Below are 21,730 nucleotides of genomic sequence, written 5' to 3'. Positions count from 1 at the left end.
AGGCTCTCAAGGCGGAAACGGTCAGGACGAAGAGCTGGAACTACAGCAGGCGGAGCTCGGCGTGCGAACCGTGCAAGCACATCGCGCACCGACAAGGGCGAGAAAGTCTCCCCTCCCTCGGTCGGCTGTGGGGACCAAAAATTCCGCAACGCCCGCTTCATATATTTTCCGCCTCTGTAATCATGTGGCGATCAGGCCGAAGCCTTCTTTCCTCTCGCTTTCGGACTCGGCGGTGCCTTCTCCAACGGTGGAGCAATCTCTTCACCGACATCATCAAGAAGTCTGCCGTGCAATTTCGTCAAATTGTTGAGCGAGAACAGGTGTAGGAAGATCAGTTCCAGGAAATCGTCGCGCACAAGTTGCGCCAACACGTCATCAGACAACGTTTTTAGCTTATCGCGGTTTACAACCTTAAAGCCTGTTAGGCGACGCTCGGGATCATCCGGCATGGGCAGGCGCGCTTCGACAGCTTCCAGCAGATCGAGTTCGGCCAATTTCTCACCAAAGGCGCGGGTGCGCTCAAAGTGCGTTTGATAGTCCTTAAGAAACGCCAGAGTTTGATCAAGAAACCCAGTATTTTCGCCGTCTGAGTCAAAAAGCCGCTCGCCCCGGTTTTCCTCATTAAATCCCGAATATTTCTCGTCGATCATCAACGTGAACGTTGTGGAGTTACCATCCGACGCAAATACAAAGGGATAGCGACGGATAAAGGCCGGTACATAAGAAGCCTGCCAAGCGCCATCCTCTGCAACGAATGCGTTTTCGTTGTTACGCACACCAAGAACCGCCGTTGGTATCACGCCTTCATCGGTCGCGGTAAAAACGATTGCGAAATCCTGGCTCGCCCGGCCAAATTCGGCTATCACCAGCGGCACCGCGTTTGTCTCGCGCGCGAACTCAAACGTCGTTCCCTTTTTCAACGAAAGATTGGCATGTTGCCGGCGGACGACCGGCTTAACGTCATTATAAATAAGAAGTTTTTTCATTGTTTTCTCGACTGTTGAAATGGTTGTGTTCGGTAAGGGGCGCAAGGATGTCAGCTTCCCAACCGAACCGTTGTGCATAAGCTGTTCCCACTCCCAAGCATTGCTTGGAAGCGCATTGGTTTCGATGCACGCATTGGTCAAATCCGTTGCGGCCAAACTCACCCCAAAACCGCGGATCGATCATCAACTCGGGCTGATCGTTCACTAAGCACTCTTGATAAGCGCCCAGCAGGCATTCCGGGACGTTTTTGACTTCTACCCGACGGCCATAGGCGTGGGCGCGTTCGATTGCGTTCTTCAACACAGGTATAAGATCGGGGAAACGGATCAGCAGGCTCTTCCGATCGGTTTCGGCCATCGGCCAATAATTCCAGAATTCCATTTGCCGCAGGCGCTTTAGCCCCGCCAATCGATCGACGAGCGCCGGCGCACTGCGAAAACTGTTGGCGGTAAGCACAGTATTTGTGATGATCACAACGTCATACGCATCTATGATCGCCATGCCCGCAAGAATTTTCTCAAACGAACCAGGCCGACCGGTAATGGCGTCGTGGGTTTCATGGTCCCCTGCCGTTACGCTGATAAAAAATTCATCCACGCCGGCGTCGATCAAACGCTGAGCAAAGGCGGGATTTGCCAAATGCATACCGTGAGTCTGGATACGCACATGCGCGAAGCCCGCGTCTCGTGCGCGCCTTGCCATGTCAGGCAGGTTTCGGTTGAGCGTAATTTCCGACCCAGTCAGGATGATACCATCCCACTTTCGTTCTGACGCGTTGCGCTCCAACAATTCCGCAAAGGCTGCTTCAGATTGGGGCTCGAGCCAATCCATTGTGTCTTCGATCATGCAATGGGTGCAGGCAAAATTGCAGCGAAACTCCATTGTACACGATATGTAGTTCCGGCTGTCCGCCCAACTACGCTGTGGCCAGCGCGCATCGAAAGAGCCTTGGTCACAATACATTGTAGATACTACTTTTGCCAAAAACGACGCGGCCGTTCTCCACCCGGTAATCATAACCCACGTCAAACAAGAGATGGGCCAATCGATCGCGGGTTTCCCGGGCGAAGCTGATTAGCTCACCCGGATAGGCAAACTGCTCCATAAACTGGATCAGCGCATCGACGCTGATGCCGGAAAAATATACTCCATCGGTGAGCCGCTTATTCGCGACCACGACGACGCGTGCTTCACGTAACCAATCCGGGAAAACAGCTTCGGCCCGCACGGATCCCAGCGGCACGTGTGCAGAACATGCAGCCTTTGCCAGAACGGAATCCCAGTCACTACGCGCATCGAAGAAGTAATACAGATTCTTGAACTGGATTGCGTCTTCGGTAACCTCATAGCAGAGCCCCGAACTGATCCCGGATTCGTCCGGATTCCCCACATAAATGTCGATAGCACGGACCTCAGGGCGATGCGCCGGAACAGCGAAGGGCACTTCGATGGATGCCATGAAATACGGCAACGCCTCGCTCGGGCATATAGTCACGTTCGCGACAGGCGCGAACGCAGCAGCGATATGTTTAAATGGTACCGCACGGTCGGTCCGAGCGTAGTCGTAAAAATAAAATTCAGCCGATGCTATGCCGCTGTGCCACTTTACCCCCCACACCGTCCGGAATGATCCGACCGATCGTCGCAGAGTAGCTGCTAGATCCCGATAGTCGTGGGCACTATCCGATATGGCCGCAGCCGCGTAGAGCAGGTTTACGCCACTTATGGCGTCTGCTGCTGGCGGCCGGGGTGGAACATAATCCCACAGACAAAAATCACGGAATGGGTCGTCGGCTCGCATCCGTTCGATCGGAAAGTCGCTCAGCGCCAATGTCATGACAGGGCCCTCGCCCCATAATAGATCGTCAAAAACGCCGTGCCGTCGTCATCGATACCGCCTGCAATATGCCCCAACTCAGCGTCGGCATGCGCCTCGAGCGCCTGCGCGAACTGCCCCCGGCATTCCAGCTCGCGATCGGCAGAGTCAATTAGAGTAGAAATGTTATGCACGCGAAGCTGCGAGCCATAGCAGCGCATATCAAAAGAGTTCCGCCCGCCACCCCGGCGGCGCACGTCAAGCAGCAGTGGGATTTCGCCGCTTGCCGCGCACTGCTTCAAGACGTCCAGAAATCCTTGTTCGATTTCGCCTGCTTTGCCGCCAAAGGTCGCAAGAATGGTTTCTTCGGCCGCCTGCTGTGATTCAACGCGGCGTTCCCGATATTCGTCGACAGAAACCACATGGGGGGCCTGCGGACGCCATTTCCACGCGGTGTAAAGCGTCATTCGGGATGCAGCGACCGCCGATTTATGTTCGCAATAAAATTTGACCCTAGGCGCTGCGGCACCTTCATACCCAAGGTGAAAAAATGCACCGGTTGGAATGTCCGCAACAATTTCATCCTGAGCCTCGCCGGGCAAGGCGAGGTCGTCGAAAAGATTCAGAAGGTCCCCACTCCCCGCGCCGTCCGCGGCCCAAGACAGCAGAAACCGGTCCGATTCCACGCCTCCAGGGGTTGCCTTCACTGACTTCTCAACGCCGGCTGCGTTAGCAACGCCACGAACAAACGCAGTTAAATGGTCCGCATACCCATAAGCTTGAACAGAAGGGAGTGGAACCGACAAGGCTTTTTAACCGCCGTCGCTCGGAGCCACGGGTGCCATTTTCCCGGAGAGCTCAGCGATATCATCGATCGAAAGCAACCCGAGGGCGTGCCTAAGCCGAACCGTGTTCAGGGCGAAATCGTAGCGAGCCCGCAAATATTCGGCGCGCGCTTGGAATAAGTCCCGTTCGGAATCAAGATAATCGACCGACGCAGAAACGCCTGCACGGAATGCCGCATTTAATTGCTGAACAACCTTTTCTTGAGCGTCCAACGAAGCCTTAAGCGCCCCAACACGTGCGGCGGCTGTATTGATGCTGTCGATCGACAAAAGTGTCTGCCGCTCGACACCACGGGATGTCCGCACTGATTCCGCTACGGCCTTTTCGTAAAGCGCGCGCGCTTCATTGACGCGAGAGCGAACTTGTCCACCCGCTGAAATGGGAACGTCCAACCGGACTCGTGCGCCTAGCTGGCTGATGTCGCTGCCGCCGCCGAATAACGAACCTTCGGTCTTGCGCCGATCATGAAACATCTGAAGATTGAGCGTGGGATATCCGGCAGCCTTTTCGACGGCGATTAGCTGATCACCCCGCCGCGCGGCATGTGCTGCGGCAATAATTCGCGGGTTATTCTGCACGGCCAGATCAACCCAATGTTGCGGCTCATCTGGCGTAACGGTGGCAACTGTCATCGCATCAGACAAGTCATCGAGACTGCCGGGGTAAACTCCCGTAACTTCCTTAATCGCAATTGCCGCATCCCGAATCCCAGATTCTGTCTGAATTTGTTTCGCCAAGACCATCTGGTACCGCGCCTGTACGTCGAGCAGCTCGGCATATCGCACCGCCCCGCGCGCATATTTGCTAGATACAAGCTTCACATGCGCGTCAATCGCGCGAACTTCTGCGCGTGCTGCCGATGCAGCTTCCTGCGCTGCAAGCAACGTAAAATAACGCTCGACTACCCGCAGCAATAAATCCTGTTTGGCGACTTCAAACTGCGCACTTGATTGGCGACGCAGAGTTCGTGCGGCACGGAGGCCAGCCCAATTCTGAAAATCGAACAGGGATTGGTCGATCCGGACCTCATAACCATAATCGGGATAACTATTTTTGCCGATGTCATAAACTGAATTGTCGCTGCTTATGATTTCCTGACGCGTCAGGTTTGTTGCAGCCGATGCACGTACCTGCGGCTTGAAACGCGCCCACGCTTGACGTGTCGCCTCAGCGTCGGCCTGGTTCTGAAAACGTGCAGCCCGGTATTCAGGATCGTTTTCTTGGGCTGACTGCACGACATCCATGAGCGTTTCAGCATGGACGGCATGGGCGTTGGCCAGAACTAACGTCGCACTGGCCGCTAGCATCGCCCGCGCGGCAGCAAAAGCCACTCGCTTTACCATCACTTATTCCCCCTAAATCGTCCCAAAACTAAAAAGCTTACGCGAACACATGGCATCGCCCCGAGAGCCCTAACTGGTGGAGTTACGTCGATGCTTTACACTGAACCCCAGATGGAATTTTCAACCTAGGGTTTGGCAGCAAAATCCGAACTCCGAATGTGCCGCTGCGGGCGTCGAGGGATCGGTCAACAATTGTCACAGTCCCTTGCCGAACGCCTTGCACCGGGGCGCCCAACATGACGTTGACCTTGCTTCCTCGGCGAACCGTCCCAAACGCTTTACCCTTAAACACCAGCTCAACCCGTAACGGATCAAGCGACGCCAGTTCGAATGCGGGCTCTGTGCCTACATATTGACCCGGCTCAACCTTGCGATTGGCGACCACCCCAGAAATGGGGCTGAGGGTCGTTTTCTGCTGAACAGCACGGCTAGCGATTTCAAATTCCTGTTGGGCAAGCCGAGACTCAGCTTCCAGCTGGTCACGTTCAAGTTCAGAAATAAGTTGCTGTTCTATAGCCTCGGAAAAACGTTGCAGCTTCCGGCGGGCCGCTTCCGCCTTCGTGGCTGCCAAGCGCTTTTGCGCAGATTCCATCTCAGAACCAACCCGCAGCAAGGGCTGTCCTTTACGCACAAATTGCCCGCGCTGGACCAAAACTGCCCGGACGATTCCAGGCGATGAACTAGCGACCATGACCTGTTGGCCCGGCAACACAACACAACTTACTTGATGAGGCAAGGGCTGCCGCGCAAGTGGCACGGCCTGAGCAGACAGGCCTGTCATCGCCAAGACGACGACGCCAACGAATTGTGCCCTCACGGCAAGATACCCTTCAACGTTATTTTACCCATAATTAATATAGTGACCCAATTTTGTATTGGGTAAAGTTAACAATTGTGTCTTTTCGTACTTTCGTCTGTTCGCTCAAAGTGTTGACGAAGGGCTCGGTGGCTCGGTTGGTGGAAAAGGTCGTTTTCTGTTTTTTCGTCACACGCAGCATTCAGTCGGCTTTTGGCCCATTTCCCGCGTTACGGCTTAGCGTAAACGGTCAGCCGAACGACGCTAGGTGCGCGGTGAAAAACGGCACTTAAGTTTCCCAGGCCCTATGGCTGCGATGCCACTTCGAGCCATAAGCGATCGAAAAACAAGACCCTTGTGGGACGCCTCCGCTATTTTGGGGCACAACGTTGATGGGGTTAGCCAAGACCGACGCATTAAACTTTCGGTTACACTATCAGTCTTGTTATTCATGGATCGCAGAAAATAGCAAATCCTCACAGAGCAAAATGTCGTAACGTTATCAATTTTCGCAAGAAGACTTATATAATGCAGAAATTTAGCTTCTTTGCATCGTGGCGGGGCTGGAAACGAGCCTATTGATAAAGATCAATATAAAACAATGTTTTATATACAACCTTTTCGCACATTCTATAGCAATTTCTATAGCATATTCTGCGTGTTTTGAAAACTGATAATTCTTTGTCGCCTCTTGCTTCACTACTCACGCAAATCGACCTAGTTGGGTCACGACAGACCGAACTTAAGTTCGATTTATGATAATTGCATTTTGATTTTTACTGGTCACGCTTCGTTCCCTGACTACCGCCAACGCGGGACGACTTCTACGTAACCGGATTTTGCCAGTGGTTGCAAAAAGCTAGGTCGAATGGCACACTGACCGAGTGGACACTCCGCCGGCCGATACCGATGACTTGCTCCCCGATGGTACGTTGGCGCAGCAACGAATTTGCGGTCGCAGCGGATGGGACATATCACAGCAGGGGGCACGCCAACGTTCGGTAAGAGTTTTCGACCGCCCCTCCCCGTCAGACGGACTTCCGAGAGCAACAGGTCGTATTCTGCAACCAACCCTTTTATGTGTTCCTAGGTCAAAATTGTAATATGCTCCGAACTCTTCCTAGACCATTCTGACCGAGGCATTTTGAAACCCGTTGCACAAAGTCCTATCATGCCCAGCGGCTCGGGTTTTGTATACGGTACGAGCAAATACCCAAGTGCCGAACGGCAGCTTTGCCCCCAACGTCGGTCAATTGAGGTTATGTCATACCCTGCTGACAGCGGACGCTGGTTGTTCGCGACATAAGCAGTAATGTTGGACGATCCGGAAAGTCAACTTGTAACGTGCTAAGTCGTCAACAGTCTGCATTCGCTAGTGGAAAAACGACCATCAACTTTGGCTAACAGCAATGGCTGTTTCCCAACATTGATCGATATGAATTACAGCCAACAAGGACGATCTAGCAAAGGAAAAACGGTGGGCGAGTACACTCCGTACCGTTCCGGATCGATGGCGCGACATGAGGCGACGAGATGCGCAGTCGTAGTTACGCTCTCACTCATATTTTCGACCACGCCCCTATTATGATGCGGGTTTGTCAGAGCTCCACCTAACCGAATCTTTTGCGCCCATATCTCCGCAGACGGGAGCCTTCAGGACCGGGGTTCGGCTAGCGTTGCCGCACGACCGAATAAGTGATCAGCATGATACAGATGTTGATGAGCACCCGCTGATTTTGCACCCCGTTGCACGATAATTGTAACATTAACAACAACGGACGTTGCTGCTTATGTAACACCAATCGAACAGAATGCAATCTCTCCCTAGGGTAGAAGAAAACGAGTATCACGATAAACGGATCAAGGAGTTGACGAAGCCAGAGGCTCAGTTCGGCATAAAGGTAAGAAGTAATAGCCTAGTTGAAAAGAACGCCCGTGCCTGCTTCGAGACATCCTTCGGCGGGCTAAGACATTCGCACGCACAAGTCTTGCAGCTTCGTTCAGGGAGAGAAGATGTCCATCCCCAGCAGTAATCCCGCCTCTTAAGAGGAGCTCGGTCATTACGTCGGTAATGCGACGCGGCTGCCCTCCTACTACATATGCAATCTCCCCCGCCAACTCTGCATATCGAATTGGGCTGGCACGCTGCGATGATGCCCTGAAGTACGGCGCCACCGTCCGCAGGACTACCCCTGCTCTCGCGGCCGCGTCATCTGCGATAACACGAAACTTGTCATGCAAGTTCAGTTCGCTCAAACGGAGCCCGGCGCGGGAAACCTGTCCATAGCGTACCTCTAATCTGACTCTTTCATCATTCTTCGGATAAAGCACCGCCTCAACGGATTGGCGAATGCGGGAGCGGAGCGATAAGGACATGCCCTCATAGCTAACGGTGTAGCGATTTGCGGCACTTACCGCGCCACCTCCTGTAAACGCACCGCATAGTTGTTGCACTGTCTGACGTGGTTGCGCGTCGCGAAATTCCCAGAAGCACTCAATCTCCGAAATGGTAATGGGAGAAGTATTTACTTCCCATAACCGCTCGGGGGTGTTGCCCACCCCATCGCCAAAAAGCTGCTCTGTCACGAATGCCATGGTGTCATCTGCAACGTCGCGAGCAGCATCCACCCAGTGCCAATCTGCAACGGGGTGCATTGCAATTCGTTCGGGAAGCACGTTGGACGCCGTCCAACTAGCTCCTCCTCCGGATTGCGATGATCTTAGGGAATCAATCGCTCCTATACGTGGCGTGCGTCCATCCGTCGCCGCAAGCTGACGCGTCGGGTTAAGCGTAACAATCAAAGTGTATCCCACAACATCGGGTGCGCTCGCTCGAGGGGGATGCAGCTGGAGGTCTACCCCAAAGCACCACTCTTCTCCCGATGGGAGGTCGGCCAGCGTAAGCCGAGTAGCGTCAAACCGATTGGACCGAACAAGCCTAAAGTGTCGTGCCATCCTTCGCCCAAAGATCGAACGCCGCCCCACCAGCCAGCCCACAAGTTCAGAGACCGGCGCACCGCCCAGCACGCTGGATGAAAGCCACCTGATGCTGCCGGTAGTACGAAGGACAAGCTTGTCGATTTGTGCTGAATCCGCAGTGACGGTTGGCCGTCCAAAATCACCTAGTGTGATCATGGAATTTGCAACCCGTTGCAAACTGCATTGCAGACGGTGTTCGGATACTTTGAAAACGTGCTCGTTCGTTGCACTCTATAGAGGCCCCCACCCCATTCGTAATACTTTAAAAGTGTTCGGCGATAAGATGTCGTATGTCCAGCCCCGGATACTCAACAAGCGAAATGTCCTGAGCAAGATCAATAGGGCGAAAACCTTCGCCATACCGCTCAGCAGCACTTCCGCCGTCAGACCATCGCCCTAGTGCGTGAGAACGGTCCATAGGCACCCTCGCCTGTCTGAGCGCGTCCCTGAAGTTATGTCTGAACGAGTGGAAATATAGTCCTTTCCTGCGAACGCCAGCCGCCTTCTGCAGCGCCGCGAACCACTTAGAGAAGTAGTTTGAGGCGTAGCCATTTCGGTCGAGCCTCAATTCGGGAAAGAGTTCCGACCCGTTCTGCTGTGCGAAGGATGGGAAACCGAGCTTAACGAGCATAGGGTGCAGTGGAACGCTGGCAGTCGTATCATTCTTGACCCTCTGATTGCGCTCTGGATTGTGAGCAATACGTAGTATCCAAATATCACCTTCGTTCGATAAATCATCTGCGTAGAGGCGGCATGCCTCGTTCATGCGTAGTCCCTGAAATAGGCATAAAAGGGGTACCCAAAAGCGTCCTTGCCGCGGACGAGCGTTCCCGGGATTTTTCCAATTGCGGTCGCCATCCTGACAGCCAGAGTAAATCGGTTGGCCAAAGAGAAGGTTGAGCTCTTCCGGTTTCCAAACTTCGCGCTTATTGGTTCTATCGCCTATCAACGGAAGCGAAAGACGTTGGGCCGGGTTACTGGCTACAAACTGCTCCCGAACTGCAAATGCAAAAAGTCCTGTTACCCAATTAATTTGGGTGTTAACGGTGCTTCGGTCCAGCGTCCTCGAGTTGGCTTGCTGGGCCTCATGTTCAGCGGCAGCTTCTAGCGTTAGACCCGGATAGCGTTGGGTGGCATTAGAGGGCGTCCGCAAAAGCAAATCTCTCACCGCTATCACATGGGAGCGCGTAACGTCCGCGATAGGCGTTTCAGGTCCCACTACTTCAGTCAGAGCACGCATCGCAGTTGCGTTATGGGTTCTGGTCCGTTCATTAGCCCTACGGCTGGGATCGCTATCATGAGCCTCAATAACAGCGGCAAGAGTTATACCGGACCCAGACCGAGATTGAACACCCACCCCCCTACGTGGGGTTACGCTGGGATTATTCGACCGCCCCCCTCCTTCGAGCCAAGTAAACAATGGAATGGGCTCCCGACGACCGCTCACACGGTGGCACTGCCTTTCTAGCGCCTCAATGTATGCGTCATTCAGGCGATGACAAAGCGTCCAAAAGCTTGGCTGCCCTAACAAATCCGAGCGATAGGCATTTTGCAACAGTTGCACCGCTACAGGTTGAACGTGCCGACATTCGTCATTTGAAACGCGATGATCATCTATTTCCTGCCGTAGCAGCTGAACGTATTCGCCAATGTCATCGGGAGAGTACTCCCCTAACTGCTCGCCTAAGCGCCTATCCAAATCCGCAAAGTACGACGCCGTCATAGCATCCAATTGTTCGGCTGTAAGGGCTGCACCCTCTGATCTCTGGACGTTAGCTTCGCGAACTTGGTTGAATTCGTCATCAAGCGAGTGCCATTCGCGTGCGAACGCGCTTCGAGCTTCTGCATGATTAGCCGTACGCAAGGAACGAACTATTTCCCTGCGTCCAAAGTTCACCCGCAAATCCTGCGGCACAGCCCTACGCAGATAGTAAATACCACCTTGCCTACGTTGCAGCCCCGTTGTTCTAGACAAGCTCTGACACCCCCTCTGTACCACCCAACTGTACTAGTTGAGTAGTCACAAACCCGTTACTAGACAAGGGTTTGCGGGCTTCCTAGGCTTTTTAAAAATGTGGCGGAGAGATAGGGATTCGAACCCTAGGTACCGTCACCGGCACGCCGCATTTCGAGTGCGGTGCTTTCGACCACTCAGCCATCTCTCCGCAAATCATTAGGACTGGTCGTTGCCGGCAAACCGGCGCGTCCTGATGACAGAGCGGGGCCATTAACTGATGTTTTTCGCTTTGCCAAGACTGAAGGTTGATTTGCAGGGCATTAGGCATGATATTAGTCTCATGACGTCACAAATTCCTCTTCCCGAACAAGCTGAAGCCGCATTTTCCATCGGTGATGTGGTCCGCCACCGCATTTTTGACTTTCGCGGTGTTGTTTTCGACATCGATCCGGTGTTCGCCAACAGCGACGAGTGGTATGAATCAATACCCGAACCCATTCGGCCGATCAAAAATCAGCCATTTTATCACCTGTTCGCGGAAAATGCCGAAAGCAGCTATATCGCGTATGTTAGCCAGCAAAATTTGCTGCCAGACCGCGAACAAGGGCCGGTCAGCCACCCCGGCATTGGCGCGGTGTTTGAAGGTTGGGATGGCAACCAGTATAAGTTAAAGCGCTTAATGCGTCAGTGAGTATTGGACGGCATGGCGGCGATCCATTGCCGTAACAATTCCACGCCCTCTTCATGCACCGTTGAGCGCCCAAGCTCTGGCATCGCGATGCCCGGATCAGTGCTTTCCATGCGTTTTATCAAAATGGACTGGTCGGGCTGACCGGGTGCGATGATGAAATCAAGATCGCCGCTTGCCCTGCCCGCCGCGACTGGCCTTTTGCCGATACCTAGTGCCGCAGCGCCTGTCGCAGAACCATCCAGAAACAGGCCGCTATTGCTTGCGGAGCCTTGGGGTGCATGACAGTGGCCGCAATTCACCTTTAGATATTGTCGCGCCCTGTCTTCCAATGACCCCGTGCGGCTGTCATCCCATTTCGGATATGGCTGAAGCCGCGCCAGCGAAGGCACTGCCTTTACGATAGCGCGTGCGTCGGCCGCCCGTGGAAACGCCATATTTTGCCATACTGGCCCTATCGGCATGATATTTCCTGCCGCCGAGTGGCATTGCTTGCACTGGTTCTTGTTCGGCACGCTGTAATTTACCGACAGATCATTGCCACCATGGGCGAACGTAACCGGCACCCTTGTACCGCCAACGCGTAAATCCGCATCTTTACCATCCGCACGCCACACATAGGGCAAGGCAACCCAGCCCTGCGCCTGATGCAACAAGACCCGGGTTTCAATGACATTCAGACCACCCGACTTTGCCGGATAACCGAAGCTTTTGATAAGGGCGCTACCGACCGGGAAGATCAGTTTGCCGTCGGCATCCGCACCAATTTGGGTGCCCTCGGGCACATAGATGAAGCGTTGTTTTGCGGCATAATCGCTGAACAGCGGGGTACGCAGTTCATAAGGTATCAGTCGGGGCGATGGCCGTTCTGCGCCGCCATCGAAAAATCCGAAAGCCGATAAAGTCGCCGGATTTTGCGGACCAGCAATGGCAATAGCTGCCGGATCATCCGACGCAGCCGACGTTGCCACGGCGGCTGCAAAAGCCAGCACAAACGGCACTACAAAACGCATTAGCGGATGGCAGCTTCCATTGCTTCGGGCATAATGATCGCGGGCAATCTGGCAGGCCGCGATGTTGCACGGGCCAATGGTGCCGGTTGCGCCATTGCGGTGTCGGCGGCAATGTCTTTCAGCCCAAGCGATAGCGCGGGGACGTCGTCCTGAATGACCGGCGTATATTCGGATCCACCAGCGCCGTCCCAGAATATCGCTGGGAAGCTTCCGCCCATGGCGGCTGCAATTTCGGTGCCGCCGCGAAACTTGGGGTCCCACCCCGCCCGGCTATGTTGGTTGTCCCAGATGCTGACCTCGCGGGGTAACGGGTCATATTTGGGATCCTGAAAAGGAAAACGATAGCCAACGATCATGATGTTGGTCGTGCCGTTTTCGCCAATGACATTGTCAAAAATTTCAACTCTGCGGTTGGCCATGACCATGACGCCCGTTCCGGTTGGGACGTTGGCCACGATATTCCCCTTCGGCGCGAAATTCGGGGTCATGTTGTTGACAATGATATTGCCAAATATCCGGACATTATGTCCGCCCATTTGCGGCAAATTGGGTAGGTCGAATACCAAAACGCCGCCTGTATTGCGGGTCGCGATATTATCATGAACATCCGCGTCGAAGCTGTTTTCGATTTCAATGCCCGCGACATTTTCAACCGCCGTTGAATGGCGCACCACGATATTGCGCGACTGCCCGACATAAATGCCCGCATCCGACGCGCCGCGCACAAATACCGAGTCAATCAGGACATCTTTGCTTTCGACAGGATAGATCCCATATGCGCCATTGGTGGCCAATGGTCCGCCCGTCCATTCCACGCGCAATTTGTGATAGACGATGCGGTCCGCACCCTTTGACTTGATGCCATCGCCCTTGCTGTTCTCCACGGCAAAGTCTTTCAGCACAACGTCATCGGAGGTTACCAACAATCCTTCGCCTGCGCCTTGCTGACCGGAGAAATCAAGGATGGTTACTGAACCGCCCTGCCCTTTTACCGTCACCTTGTTGACGTCAAGCGACAGCCCGTCAGACAGCTTGAAACGCCCGGCGGCAAGCTCGACAACGTCACCCGGCTCCGCAGCTATCAGCGCCTCTTGCAAACGCTCCTGCGCGCCTTCACCGGGCGAGACGGCGATGGTCTTTGCCGAAGCAGGTTGAACGAGCGCGCAAAATGCAGCGCCAACGAATAGCAGCTCTCTTATCCTCATCGGCGCAACATGCCTTAGAGAATGATAATTGCAAGCGGGATTAGGATTGGGTGTTCAGTATCCAATCAACGCCAGCGTCGGCGTGGATTTCTGTGCTGTCATAGATCGGCAAAACATTGGCTTTGGTGTCGATGATCATGCTCAATTCGGTGCATCCCAGCACAACCGCCTTGATGCCTTCTTGGTCGATTTCGGTGATGAGCGTTTTCAATGTCCGCTCCGAATCCCGCTTTACGACGCCGTGCATCAACTCGTCATATATGATGCGGTCCAGTTCTTTCACGTCATCCATTTCGGCGGGCAGCAACGATACACCATGTTTTACGAGGCGCTGACGATACCAGTTTTCGGCCATGACATTTGCAGTTCCCAGCAATGCAGCCGATTGCACGGCGTCCGCCTTCATCTTGGCACCCACCGCATCTGCGATATGGATGAGAGGAATGGACACCGCCGCAGCAACCGTGTCGAACACTTTATGCATGCTGTTGGCACAGATGAGGATGGCGGTGGCGCCTGCTTGCTCCAAACGTTGGGCAGAGGCGGTGAGCACGTCTGCAACATGGGCCCAGTCTTCATCCGTGCTCGCTTTGCCGACATCACAGAAATTGAGGCTCTCGATCAGCAAAGGCGCGTTGCACGTGCCGTTTGTCCGGCGAAGCACCTGTTTATTGATGCGGGCGTAATAAAGTTCGGTCGAATACCAGCTCAGTCCGCCGATCAACCCCAGTTTACGCATATTCGCTACCCCTGACATGAAACAAATACCGCCCCAAGATTGCTCAGGGCGGCCTTTGTTCGTCGATAGCGTGAAGTGACCTAGTGCTGCAAGGCTTTGACGATGTCTTCGCACATCTTCTTGGCATCAGCCAGAAGCATCATCGTTTGGTCCATGTAGAACACGTCATTGTCGACGCCGGCGTAGCCCACACCGCCCATTGAGCGCTTTACGAAGAACACGGTCTTTGCCTTGTCGACATCAAAAACGGGCATGCCGTAAATGGGCGATGTCTTGTCGGTTTTCGCCGCCGGGTTAACAACGTCATTCGCACCGATGATGAACGCAACATCGGTTTGCGCAAATTCGCTGTTGATGTCCTCAAGCTCGAATACCTCATCATAAGGTACCTGCGCTTCGGCCAGCAGCACGTTCATATGCCCGGGCATGCGTCCGGCGACCGGGTGAATGGCGTATTTCACGGAAACGCCTTGCTTCTTCAGTACATCGGCCATTTCGCGCAAGATATGCTGCGCCTGTGCAACCGCCATGCCGTAACCGGGGACAATGATGACGCTTTCGGCCTGCTGCATCATATAGGCAGCATCTTCGGCGGAACCGCGCTTCCATGGGCGCTGCTCTTTCGCAGGGCCACCGGTGGCGGCTGCCTCTGCACCAAAGCCGCCAGCGATAACGCTAATGAAACTGCGGTTCATGGCCTTGCACATGATGTACGACAAAATCGCGCCAGACGAGCCAACCAAAGCGCCGGTGATGATCATTGCTGTATTATGCAACGTGAAGCCCATGGCCGCTGCTGCCCAGCCCGAATAGCTGTTCAGCATTGACACCACGACAGGCATGTCCGCGCCGCCGATTGGAATGATAAGCAAGAAGCCGATCACAAATGCGAGTGCCGTAATCGTCCAGAATATCCACGGGCTTTGATCAACCGTGAAGTAGCCGATGAGACCCAAGATCGCCGTCAGCGTGCCCAGATTGATCACATGTCGCATAGGCAACATGATCGGCGCACCGGACATTTTCCCCGCGAGCTTCAGGAACGCGATTACCGAACCCGAGAATGTAATCGCACCGATCGCGATGCCCAAGCCCATTTCAACGCGGCTGACGGGGTTTATCAGGCCGTCCGCGCCATTGATGCCGAAAGCTTCAGGGTTCAAAAACGCGGCAGCGGCAACAAGGACTGCGGCCATACCGACAAGGCTGTGAAACGCGGCAACCAGTTGCGGCATATCCGTCATCGCAATTTTGCGTGCAGTCACCCAACCGATCCCGCCACCGATAAAAATCGCACCCAAAATTTCAGGCAATGACGCGACTTCATGCGTGACCAAGGTCGTCACAACGGCAATCAGCATACCGGCCATACCGAACCGGTTGCCCTGTTGTGATGTGGCCGGCGACGAAAGCCCGCGCAAAGCCAGAATGAAAAAGACGCCCGATATCAAATACGCGAGCATCACCCATGCGGGAGGAGCAGCATGTTCCAACTTAACGCTCCTTTTTCTTGTACATTGCGAGCATGCGTGCGGTAACCGCAAAGCCACCGAAGATATTCACGCTTGCGAGCGCAACCGCAATCAGACCCAGCCATTTCGCGGTCGGCGAACCACCCGCTGCCGATGCGATCAGCGCGCCCACAATGATGACCGAAGAAATTGCGTTCGTAACCGCCATCAACGGCGTATGCAGTGCCGGTGTAACCGACCAAACGACATAATAGCCCACGAAACACGCCATCACGAAGATGGATAAAATTGAAATAAAGTCCATGGTGCCCCCTTACGCCAACAGGCGATCATTCACGACCTTGCCATCTTTGGTCAGGCGAATGGCTGCGGTAATTTCGTCGTCATCAGGTAGTACGGGCCTGCCCGCGTCCTTGTCCCAAAATGCGGATAGGAAGTTGTACAAATTGCGCGAAAACAGTGCGGATGTATCCGCGGCCAAATGCGCTGGTGTGTTGGAATAGCCGACAATTTTGACGCCGTGCTTAACGACAATCTCGTCGGGCTTTGAACCTTCGACATTTCCACCTTGCGCGACCGCAAGGTCGAATATCACCGAACCCGGCTTCATTGTCGCAATCTGCGCATCCGAGATAAGCCGCGGTGCGGGACGACCGGGGATTAACGCGGTCGTAATTACGATATCTTGCTTCGCGATATGTGCGGAAACCAGCTCGGCCTGCGCCGCTTTATATTCGTCGGACATTTCGGTTGCATAGCCGCCGGCGCCTTCACCTTCGATACCGGCGACATTCTCAACGAAGATTGCCTTGGCACCGAGCGATTCGATCTGTTCTTTCGTCGCGGAACGAACGTCGGTCGCCGAAACCTGCGCACCCAAACGGCGGGCTGTTGCAATGGCTTGAAGCCCGGCAACACCAACCCCCATGATGAACGCCTTGGCTGCACTTACCGTGCCAGCAGCGGTCATCATCATTGGAAAGGCGCGGCCGTATATCGACGCAGCTTCGATCACGGCCTTGTAACCCGAAAGGTTCGACTGCGACGACAATATGTCCATCGACTGTGCGCGCGTGATGCGCGGCATGAATTCCATGGCAAGCGCATCCACGCCGGCCTTGGCATAGGCGTCAACACGGGACCGCTGACCAAATGGATCAAGTCCCGCAACCAGCCAAGCACCGGCCTTCATGCCGACCAAGGCCTTGGGGTCAGGCCCCTGAACGCCAAGGATGATGTCAGCGTCCTTCAGAACCGAAGACAAGCTTCCGACTGAAGCGCCCGCGCTTTCATAATCGCTGTTACCGATAGAGGCCGTGGCCCCGGCGTCATTCTCGACGGAGACCGATGCCCCCAATGCGATGAATTTTTTCACCGTTTCGGGCGATGCGGAAACCCGCGTTTCGCCCGGAGCGGTCTCTTTCAGTACAGCGATCTTTACCACTTAAGCCGCGCGGCTAGCGATGATGAGGACCACCAAAGCGGTGGCAACAACGGCAACTACAGTGCCCCATTTGAACAATGCGATGAAACCGGCATAGGTTTCTTTTGCAGGTCCCAAATCGTGATCTTGTGCCAAAACAGCCTCCATATAAACTTTTATTACGTTGCAGCCTTAACTTGTGATTTTCCAATGCTCAAGCGGCATGGGCAAAGAAAATACATGCACTGCTTAATCGGGTCTTTACCCATTTGTCTTATCACGGCTGTCCATGAACATTGGCGGACAGTGAATGCAGGAACAAGAAACCAGATTGTTGATGCTTGTCGATGATGAGCCTGCCCAATGCAGGTTGGTGTCGGCTATCGCATCACGCGCCGGATGGAGAACGGTTTTTGCACGTGATGCAGAAACCGCGATCGCGATGCTTGGCACGCAAGATGGCATGATGTTGGACGCTATCATCTTGGATCAATGGGTCCCGGGGGCGGATTCTGCCTCGCTGATTTCCGAACTTAAATCGCGACGCCCTGCACTCCCGATCCTTTTGATGACATCCATCGGCTCGAACGAAGCGGCCATCGATGCCATGCGCGCCGGTGCCTCTGACTATATCATCAAGCCCGTTGCCCCCGAACGCCTGATTGCCGCGCTGACCATGGCGGCGGACAAAAGCAAAGAATTGGGTGAACTTCACCCGCTGACCGAGAAAATCACCCAACCATTGGCGTTCGAAGAAATCATCGGCTCCGCGCCAGCATTGCGCACAGCGCTTGCGATTGCCGCAAAGGCCGCGCGCAGCCGTGCGCCGATCTTCATCGAAGGCGAGCATGGGGTTGGCAAAGAGGTCGTTGCCGACGCCATTCAAGCCGCAAGCCCGCGCGCGAAGCTTCCTTATCTAAAGGTCAATTGCGGCGCGATTGCATCCAATCTGCTCGACTCTTTATTGTTCGGCCATGAAAAAGACGCGTTCGCGGGCGCCTTTGACCGCCGCATCGGTATATTTCAGCAGGCTGAGGGCGGGACGGTATTTCTGGATGAGGTGGATTTGCTGCCCCCGGAAACGCAGATTAGGCTGGTGCGCCTGCTCACCCAAGGTGAAATTTCTCCACTGGGTGCTGCGCATAGCTATCGCATTGATGTCCGTATTTTGTCGGCCAGCAACGCATCATTGGCGAACAAATTGGCTGACGGTCAATTTCGCGAAGACCTATATTATCGATTGAATGTGGTGCAGCTGACGATTCCGCCTTTGCGCGAGCGGACGTCAGACATACCCGCGCTTGCCCGTCATTTTCTTGGACGCATGGCAAGCCAGCCCGGGCTTCGCAGCCTTGGCATCACTGATGAGGCATTGACGATGCTGCGCGGATATGAATGGCCGGGTAATGTCCGCCAGCTGCAAAGCGCGCTGTTCCGCGCCGCGGTCCTGTGCGAACGCGACGCGCTTACACCCGAAGAATTTCCGCAGATATCGGCGGCCGTTGGCGTTCCCGACAATGGTGGATCGGGCGGTGCCGGCACCAATGATGGCATCGGCGTGACGCTGTACGAAAACGACGGGAATATGCGTCCGCTCGAAGAAATCGAAGCGGACGTTATCCGGCTGGCGATAGGGCATTATCGCGGCAGAATGACCGAAGTCGCCCGCCGCCTCGGCATTGGACGTTCGACCCTGTACCGCAAGCTCGCCGACCTTGGGATCAGCGACGCGGCTTAGGTGCTTTTGCCGAGCAACGCCTGTGTAATCCAAAATCCAGCAAGCGACGTCGAACCTGTCAAAAACGTGCCCCAGATGATGTCGAGTATGGTGACTTTGGTGCTCCACACTTTCAACGTGGCAAAGTTTGTCAGATCATAGGTCATATAGCAAAAGAAGCCGAGCATCGCGCCCCACAGCAATGCGGTCTGCCATTTGCCCGAATGCAGCGCAGGCCCCACGGCAAAGATCATCATGCCCAATATGTATAAGATATAGAATATGATGGCCGGCCCCATGCGGAAGCCGCCCTTCATCAGCAGCTCACCAATCTCTGGCTGGTAAAGGCGCGTGTACATATTGCGCAACCAAATGCTGTCGATCATCGCGAACGCAAGCCCGGTGGCGATGTAACCAACTATATATTTCAAGAGCATCTTGGTTCCTCCCTGAACATAAACTGTTGCGTCACGGTGTCCCTGTCAACAAGACAGCTAAATAACGGTAGCTTAGACACTTGCGGTCAACGCCGCATCGCGCAGTCCGCGCCATACCTGCACGGCTTGAACCGTTTCGGCGGCATCATGCACCCGAATGATATGCGCGCCTTGTTCCACCGCCTTCATCGCCAGAAAAATGGAGCCACCCAAGCGGTGTTGCGCATCCGATTCATTGGACAGTGCACCGATCAAACGCTTCCTGCTCGCGCCAAACAATATCGCGCAGCCCAATCCATGGTAGACAGACAGATTGTTAATGATCGCGAGATTTTCGGTCAGCGACTTTCCAAAGCCAATGCCCGGATCGACAAGTATTTTGTCGCGTTTTATGCCCGACGCTTCGACGTCGGCGATGCGTTGTTCAAGCCAGTCAAATACATCGCAAACAACATCGTCATAGACACCGTTTTTATGCGGGTCACTGCTCTGGCTAGGCGCGTGCATCAGAACAACGGGAACGTCGCTGACACGTGCGACTTCAAGCGCCTGATCGTCATATAGCAACGCAGAAATATCGTTAATCATCGCCGCGCCAGCGCGAACCGCGCCCTCCATAACCGAGGCTTTACGCGTATCGATGGAAACCGCAGTCCCTGCCCCCGACAATCGGTGGATGAGCGGCTCCACGCGGGCAAGTTCATCACCTTCCCACACCAGTGGCGCGCCGGGGCGTGTGGATTCACCACCAATGTCAATAATCGAAGCCCCCGCGCTCAACATCGCGAAGGCAGCTTCGGCGGCGACATCAACGTCAACATTCTTCCCCCCGTCAGAGAAGCTATCGGGCGTGGCGTTAATGATGCCCATCACATGCGGCTGATCCAGCCTGATGGTCCGCGTTCCCATGTGCAATGCTGGCCGGGCCGCAGTGATGCGTTCGAATAATATGGCCGCCTTTTGGCGCTCCTCGTCAGGAAGTGCGTCCGCAAATTTGTTCCATTGGCGGACGGATACCATCTGCCGCTGCGTTGACGATGCGGTTCGCTGGATAACTTCAAATTGCGAGAACCACAGCATATGGCCCGCGAGCCGCAAGCATTCACCTTCGTGCCGCTGGGGGCTTTCCACAAAGCCGGTGGGACGAAGATAGATTTTGTTCATGGTTCCGTGGCGAGCAAATAGGTCTGACGCAAATCGTCAATCGGCTTCAACGCGCCGTCAGCTGCGGCATAATGCCAGTATGTCCATCCATTGCAGCTCGGTGCATTTTGAATGGTCGAACCAACCTTGTGGATGGAGCCATCAACGGCCCCGCACAGGATCGACCCATCCGCACGAACAACGGCTTCAAAATTGCGCTTCCGGTCAAAGATTTTTGTGCCGGGGTTCAGATAACCCGCCTCAACCAATTGGCCAAAGGCGACCTTTGGTGCAGACTTTGGCGACTGCATGGTTTTGATGGCGCTTTCGTCCAACGGCAGTGAGACGGCGATACGCTCTTCAGCGACTTCGCAATAAACAGATTCGCGTTCACAACCAATCCAGTCACGACCCAAACGGCGCGCAACCGCGCCAGTTGTGCCTGTGCCGAAAAACGGATCAAGCACGACGTCGCCGGGTTTCGTGCAAGCGAGCAATATGCGGTACAGCAGTGCTTCTGGCTTTTGCGTTGGGTGCGCCTTGGTACCATTGCGCTTCAACCGTTCTTGTCCGCCGCAAATGGGGATCAACCAGTCGGAACGCATCTGAAGCTCATCATTCAACGTCTTCATTGCGCGATAGTTGAATGTGTATTTCGACTTCTCGCTTTTCGATGCCCAGATTAGCGTCTCATGGGCGTTGGTGAAGCGCGTGCCTTTGAAATTGGGCATCGGGTTGGACTTGCGCCAGACGATATCGTTCAAAATCCAGTATCCGGCATCTTGCACAGCGGTACCGACACGGAAAATATTGTGATAGCTGCCGATCACCCACAAAGAACCATCGGGTTTCAAAATGCGGCGCGCCTCGGCAAGCCATTCGCGTGTAAACTTGTCGTAAATGGCAAAGCTGGCAAACTTGTCCCACTCGTCATTTACGGCGTCGACCTTGCTGTTGTCAGGACGCAGCAAATCTCCGCCGAGCTGAAGATTATAGGGCGGGTCAGCGAACACCATGTCGATGGAGCAATCGGGCAACGAACGCATGGCTTCGATGCAGTCCATCCGCAAAATCTGGTTCCGCGGCAGGTCATGGACCTCAACCGGCTTCGACTTTACTGCTGGTCTGATTTTCTCGATGACGCCCACGGCTCACTCCTCAAAACTGAA

Annotated in this window: 19 protein-coding genes, 1 tRNA gene and 1 pseudogene; 2 read left to right on the top strand and 19 right to left on the bottom strand. The window is 54.5% G+C overall.

The window, feature by feature from the left end; translation table 11 throughout:
* Nucleotides 1-191: 191 nt before the first annotated feature.
* From GGR91_RS04750 to GGR91_RS04715, 9 genes and pseudogenes are all read right to left on the bottom strand, one after another.
* Complete coding sequence (locus GGR91_RS04750) at nucleotides 192-986, bottom strand: SapC family protein (protein ID WP_183940551.1); 795 nt, start codon at nucleotides 984-986, stop codon at nucleotides 192-194.
* A complete protein-coding gene (locus GGR91_RS04745) occupies nucleotides 964-1,869 on the bottom strand; it encodes a radical SAM protein (RefSeq protein WP_281370181.1) in 906 nt (301 codons plus the stop codon). Before GGR91_RS04745 ends, GGR91_RS04750 begins: the two co-directional genes overlap by 23 nt.
* A gap of 70 nt (nucleotides 1,870-1,939) precedes the next feature.
* Complete coding sequence (locus GGR91_RS04740) at nucleotides 1,940-2,824, bottom strand: hypothetical protein (RefSeq protein ID WP_183940549.1); 885 nt, start codon at nucleotides 2,822-2,824, stop codon at nucleotides 1,940-1,942.
* Entirely contained in the window at nucleotides 2,821-3,510 is a 690-nt protein-coding gene (locus GGR91_RS04735; RefSeq protein ID WP_183940547.1) for a hypothetical protein, read from the bottom strand. Before GGR91_RS04735 ends, GGR91_RS04740 begins: the two co-directional genes overlap by 4 nt.
* 105 nt (nucleotides 3,511-3,615) lie before the next feature.
* On the bottom strand, nucleotides 3,616-4,992 hold the full coding sequence (locus GGR91_RS04730) for a TolC family protein (RefSeq protein WP_183940545.1): 1,377 nt from the start codon (nucleotides 4,990-4,992) through the stop codon (nucleotides 3,616-3,618).
* A gap of 82 nt (nucleotides 4,993-5,074) precedes the next feature.
* A complete protein-coding gene (locus GGR91_RS04725; protein ID WP_246337096.1) occupies nucleotides 5,075-5,773 on the bottom strand; it encodes an efflux RND transporter periplasmic adaptor subunit in 699 nt (232 codons plus the stop codon).
* A 3,256-nt stretch (nucleotides 5,774-9,029) separates the two neighbouring features.
* Nucleotides 9,030-10,007: a site-specific integrase gene (locus GGR91_RS04720; RefSeq protein WP_183940541.1), complete on the bottom strand. Its 978-nt coding sequence runs from the start codon at nucleotides 10,005-10,007 to the stop codon at nucleotides 9,030-9,032.
* Between the two features lie 552 nt (nucleotides 10,008-10,559).
* Nucleotides 10,560-10,766 (bottom strand): annotated as a pseudogene (locus GGR91_RS11765) (DUF6538 domain-containing protein); the annotation flags it as partial.
* 76 nt (nucleotides 10,767-10,842) lie between these two features.
* Nucleotides 10,843-10,932: transfer RNA gene (locus GGR91_RS04715), tRNA-Ser, on the bottom strand.
* A 132-nt stretch (nucleotides 10,933-11,064) separates the two neighbouring features.
* On the opposite strand from GGR91_RS04715, the gene hspQ reads away from it, so the two are divergent.
* Entirely contained in the window at nucleotides 11,065-11,415 is a 351-nt protein-coding gene (gene hspQ, locus GGR91_RS04710) for a heat shock protein HspQ (protein ID WP_183940539.1), read from the top strand.
* Here the strand turns inward: hspQ and GGR91_RS04705 are convergent.
* The 7 genes from GGR91_RS04705 to GGR91_RS04675 form a co-directional block, all read right to left on the bottom strand.
* Nucleotides 11,409-12,425 carry an SO2930 family diheme c-type cytochrome gene (locus GGR91_RS04705; protein ID WP_183940537.1) on the bottom strand — a complete coding sequence of 339 codons (1,017 nt, stop codon included), beginning with the start codon at nucleotides 12,423-12,425 and terminating at the stop codon, nucleotides 11,409-11,411. The genes hspQ and GGR91_RS04705 overlap by 7 nt on opposite strands.
* The gene (locus GGR91_RS04700; protein ID WP_183940535.1) at nucleotides 12,425-13,630 is read right to left on the bottom strand and encodes a parallel beta-helix domain-containing protein; all 1,206 of its coding nucleotides are present in this window, start codon (nucleotides 13,628-13,630) and stop codon (nucleotides 12,425-12,427) included. Before GGR91_RS04700 ends, GGR91_RS04705 begins: the two co-directional genes overlap by 1 nt.
* Before the next feature lie 40 nt (nucleotides 13,631-13,670).
* Nucleotides 13,671-14,369 (bottom strand): aspartate/glutamate racemase family protein, encoded by a 699-nt coding sequence (locus GGR91_RS04695; protein WP_183940533.1) that lies wholly within the window; start codon nucleotides 14,367-14,369, stop codon nucleotides 13,671-13,673.
* Nucleotides 14,370-14,449: 80 nt separating this feature from the next.
* Nucleotides 14,450-15,832 carry an NAD(P)(+) transhydrogenase (Re/Si-specific) subunit beta gene (locus GGR91_RS04690; protein WP_183941558.1) on the bottom strand — a complete coding sequence of 461 codons (1,383 nt, stop codon included), beginning with the start codon at nucleotides 15,830-15,832 and terminating at the stop codon, nucleotides 14,450-14,452.
* A gap of 31 nt (nucleotides 15,833-15,863) precedes the next feature.
* Nucleotides 15,864-16,145 (bottom strand): NAD(P) transhydrogenase subunit alpha, encoded by a 282-nt coding sequence (locus GGR91_RS04685; RefSeq protein ID WP_183940531.1) that lies wholly within the window; start codon nucleotides 16,143-16,145, stop codon nucleotides 15,864-15,866.
* 9 nt (nucleotides 16,146-16,154) lie between these two features.
* Nucleotides 16,155-17,285, bottom strand: coding sequence for an NAD(P) transhydrogenase subunit alpha (locus GGR91_RS04680; RefSeq protein WP_183940529.1), 1,131 nt, complete (start codon nucleotides 17,283-17,285; stop codon nucleotides 16,155-16,157).
* Nucleotides 17,286-17,420 (bottom strand): aa3-type cytochrome c oxidase subunit IV, encoded by a 135-nt coding sequence (locus GGR91_RS04675; protein WP_183940528.1) that lies wholly within the window; start codon nucleotides 17,418-17,420, stop codon nucleotides 17,286-17,288.
* Between the two features lie 154 nt (nucleotides 17,421-17,574).
* Between GGR91_RS04675 and GGR91_RS04670 the strand changes: the two genes are divergently transcribed.
* Nucleotides 17,575-19,002, top strand: coding sequence for a sigma-54-dependent transcriptional regulator (locus GGR91_RS04670; protein WP_183940526.1), 1,428 nt, complete (start codon nucleotides 17,575-17,577; stop codon nucleotides 19,000-19,002).
* Here the strand turns inward: GGR91_RS04670 and GGR91_RS04665 are convergent.
* The 3 genes from GGR91_RS04665 to GGR91_RS04655 all read right to left on the bottom strand — a co-directional run bounded on the left by GGR91_RS04665 (nucleotide 18,999) and on the right by GGR91_RS04655 (nucleotide 21,709).
* Nucleotides 18,999-19,418, bottom strand: coding sequence for a DUF2177 family protein (locus GGR91_RS04665; protein ID WP_183940524.1), 420 nt, complete (start codon nucleotides 19,416-19,418; stop codon nucleotides 18,999-19,001). The genes GGR91_RS04670 and GGR91_RS04665 overlap by 4 nt on opposite strands.
* A gap of 72 nt (nucleotides 19,419-19,490) precedes the next feature.
* Nucleotides 19,491-20,582, bottom strand: coding sequence for a dihydropteroate synthase (gene folP / locus GGR91_RS04660; RefSeq protein ID WP_183940522.1), 1,092 nt, complete (start codon nucleotides 20,580-20,582; stop codon nucleotides 19,491-19,493).
* Nucleotides 20,579-21,709, bottom strand: a complete 1,131-nt coding sequence (locus GGR91_RS04655; RefSeq protein ID WP_322788768.1) for a site-specific DNA-methyltransferase — start codon at nucleotides 21,707-21,709, stop codon at nucleotides 20,579-20,581. Before GGR91_RS04655 ends, folP begins: the two co-directional genes overlap by 4 nt.
* Nucleotides 21,710-21,730 lie beyond the last annotated feature (21 nt).

The sequence above is a fragment of the Sphingorhabdus rigui genome (assembly GCF_014196595.1).
Classification (GTDB): domain Bacteria; phylum Pseudomonadota; class Alphaproteobacteria; order Sphingomonadales; family Sphingomonadaceae; genus Sphingorhabdus_B; species Sphingorhabdus_B rigui.
Note: the sequence above shows the minus strand (reverse complement) of the source record. Positions and strands in the feature narration are given on the sequence as shown.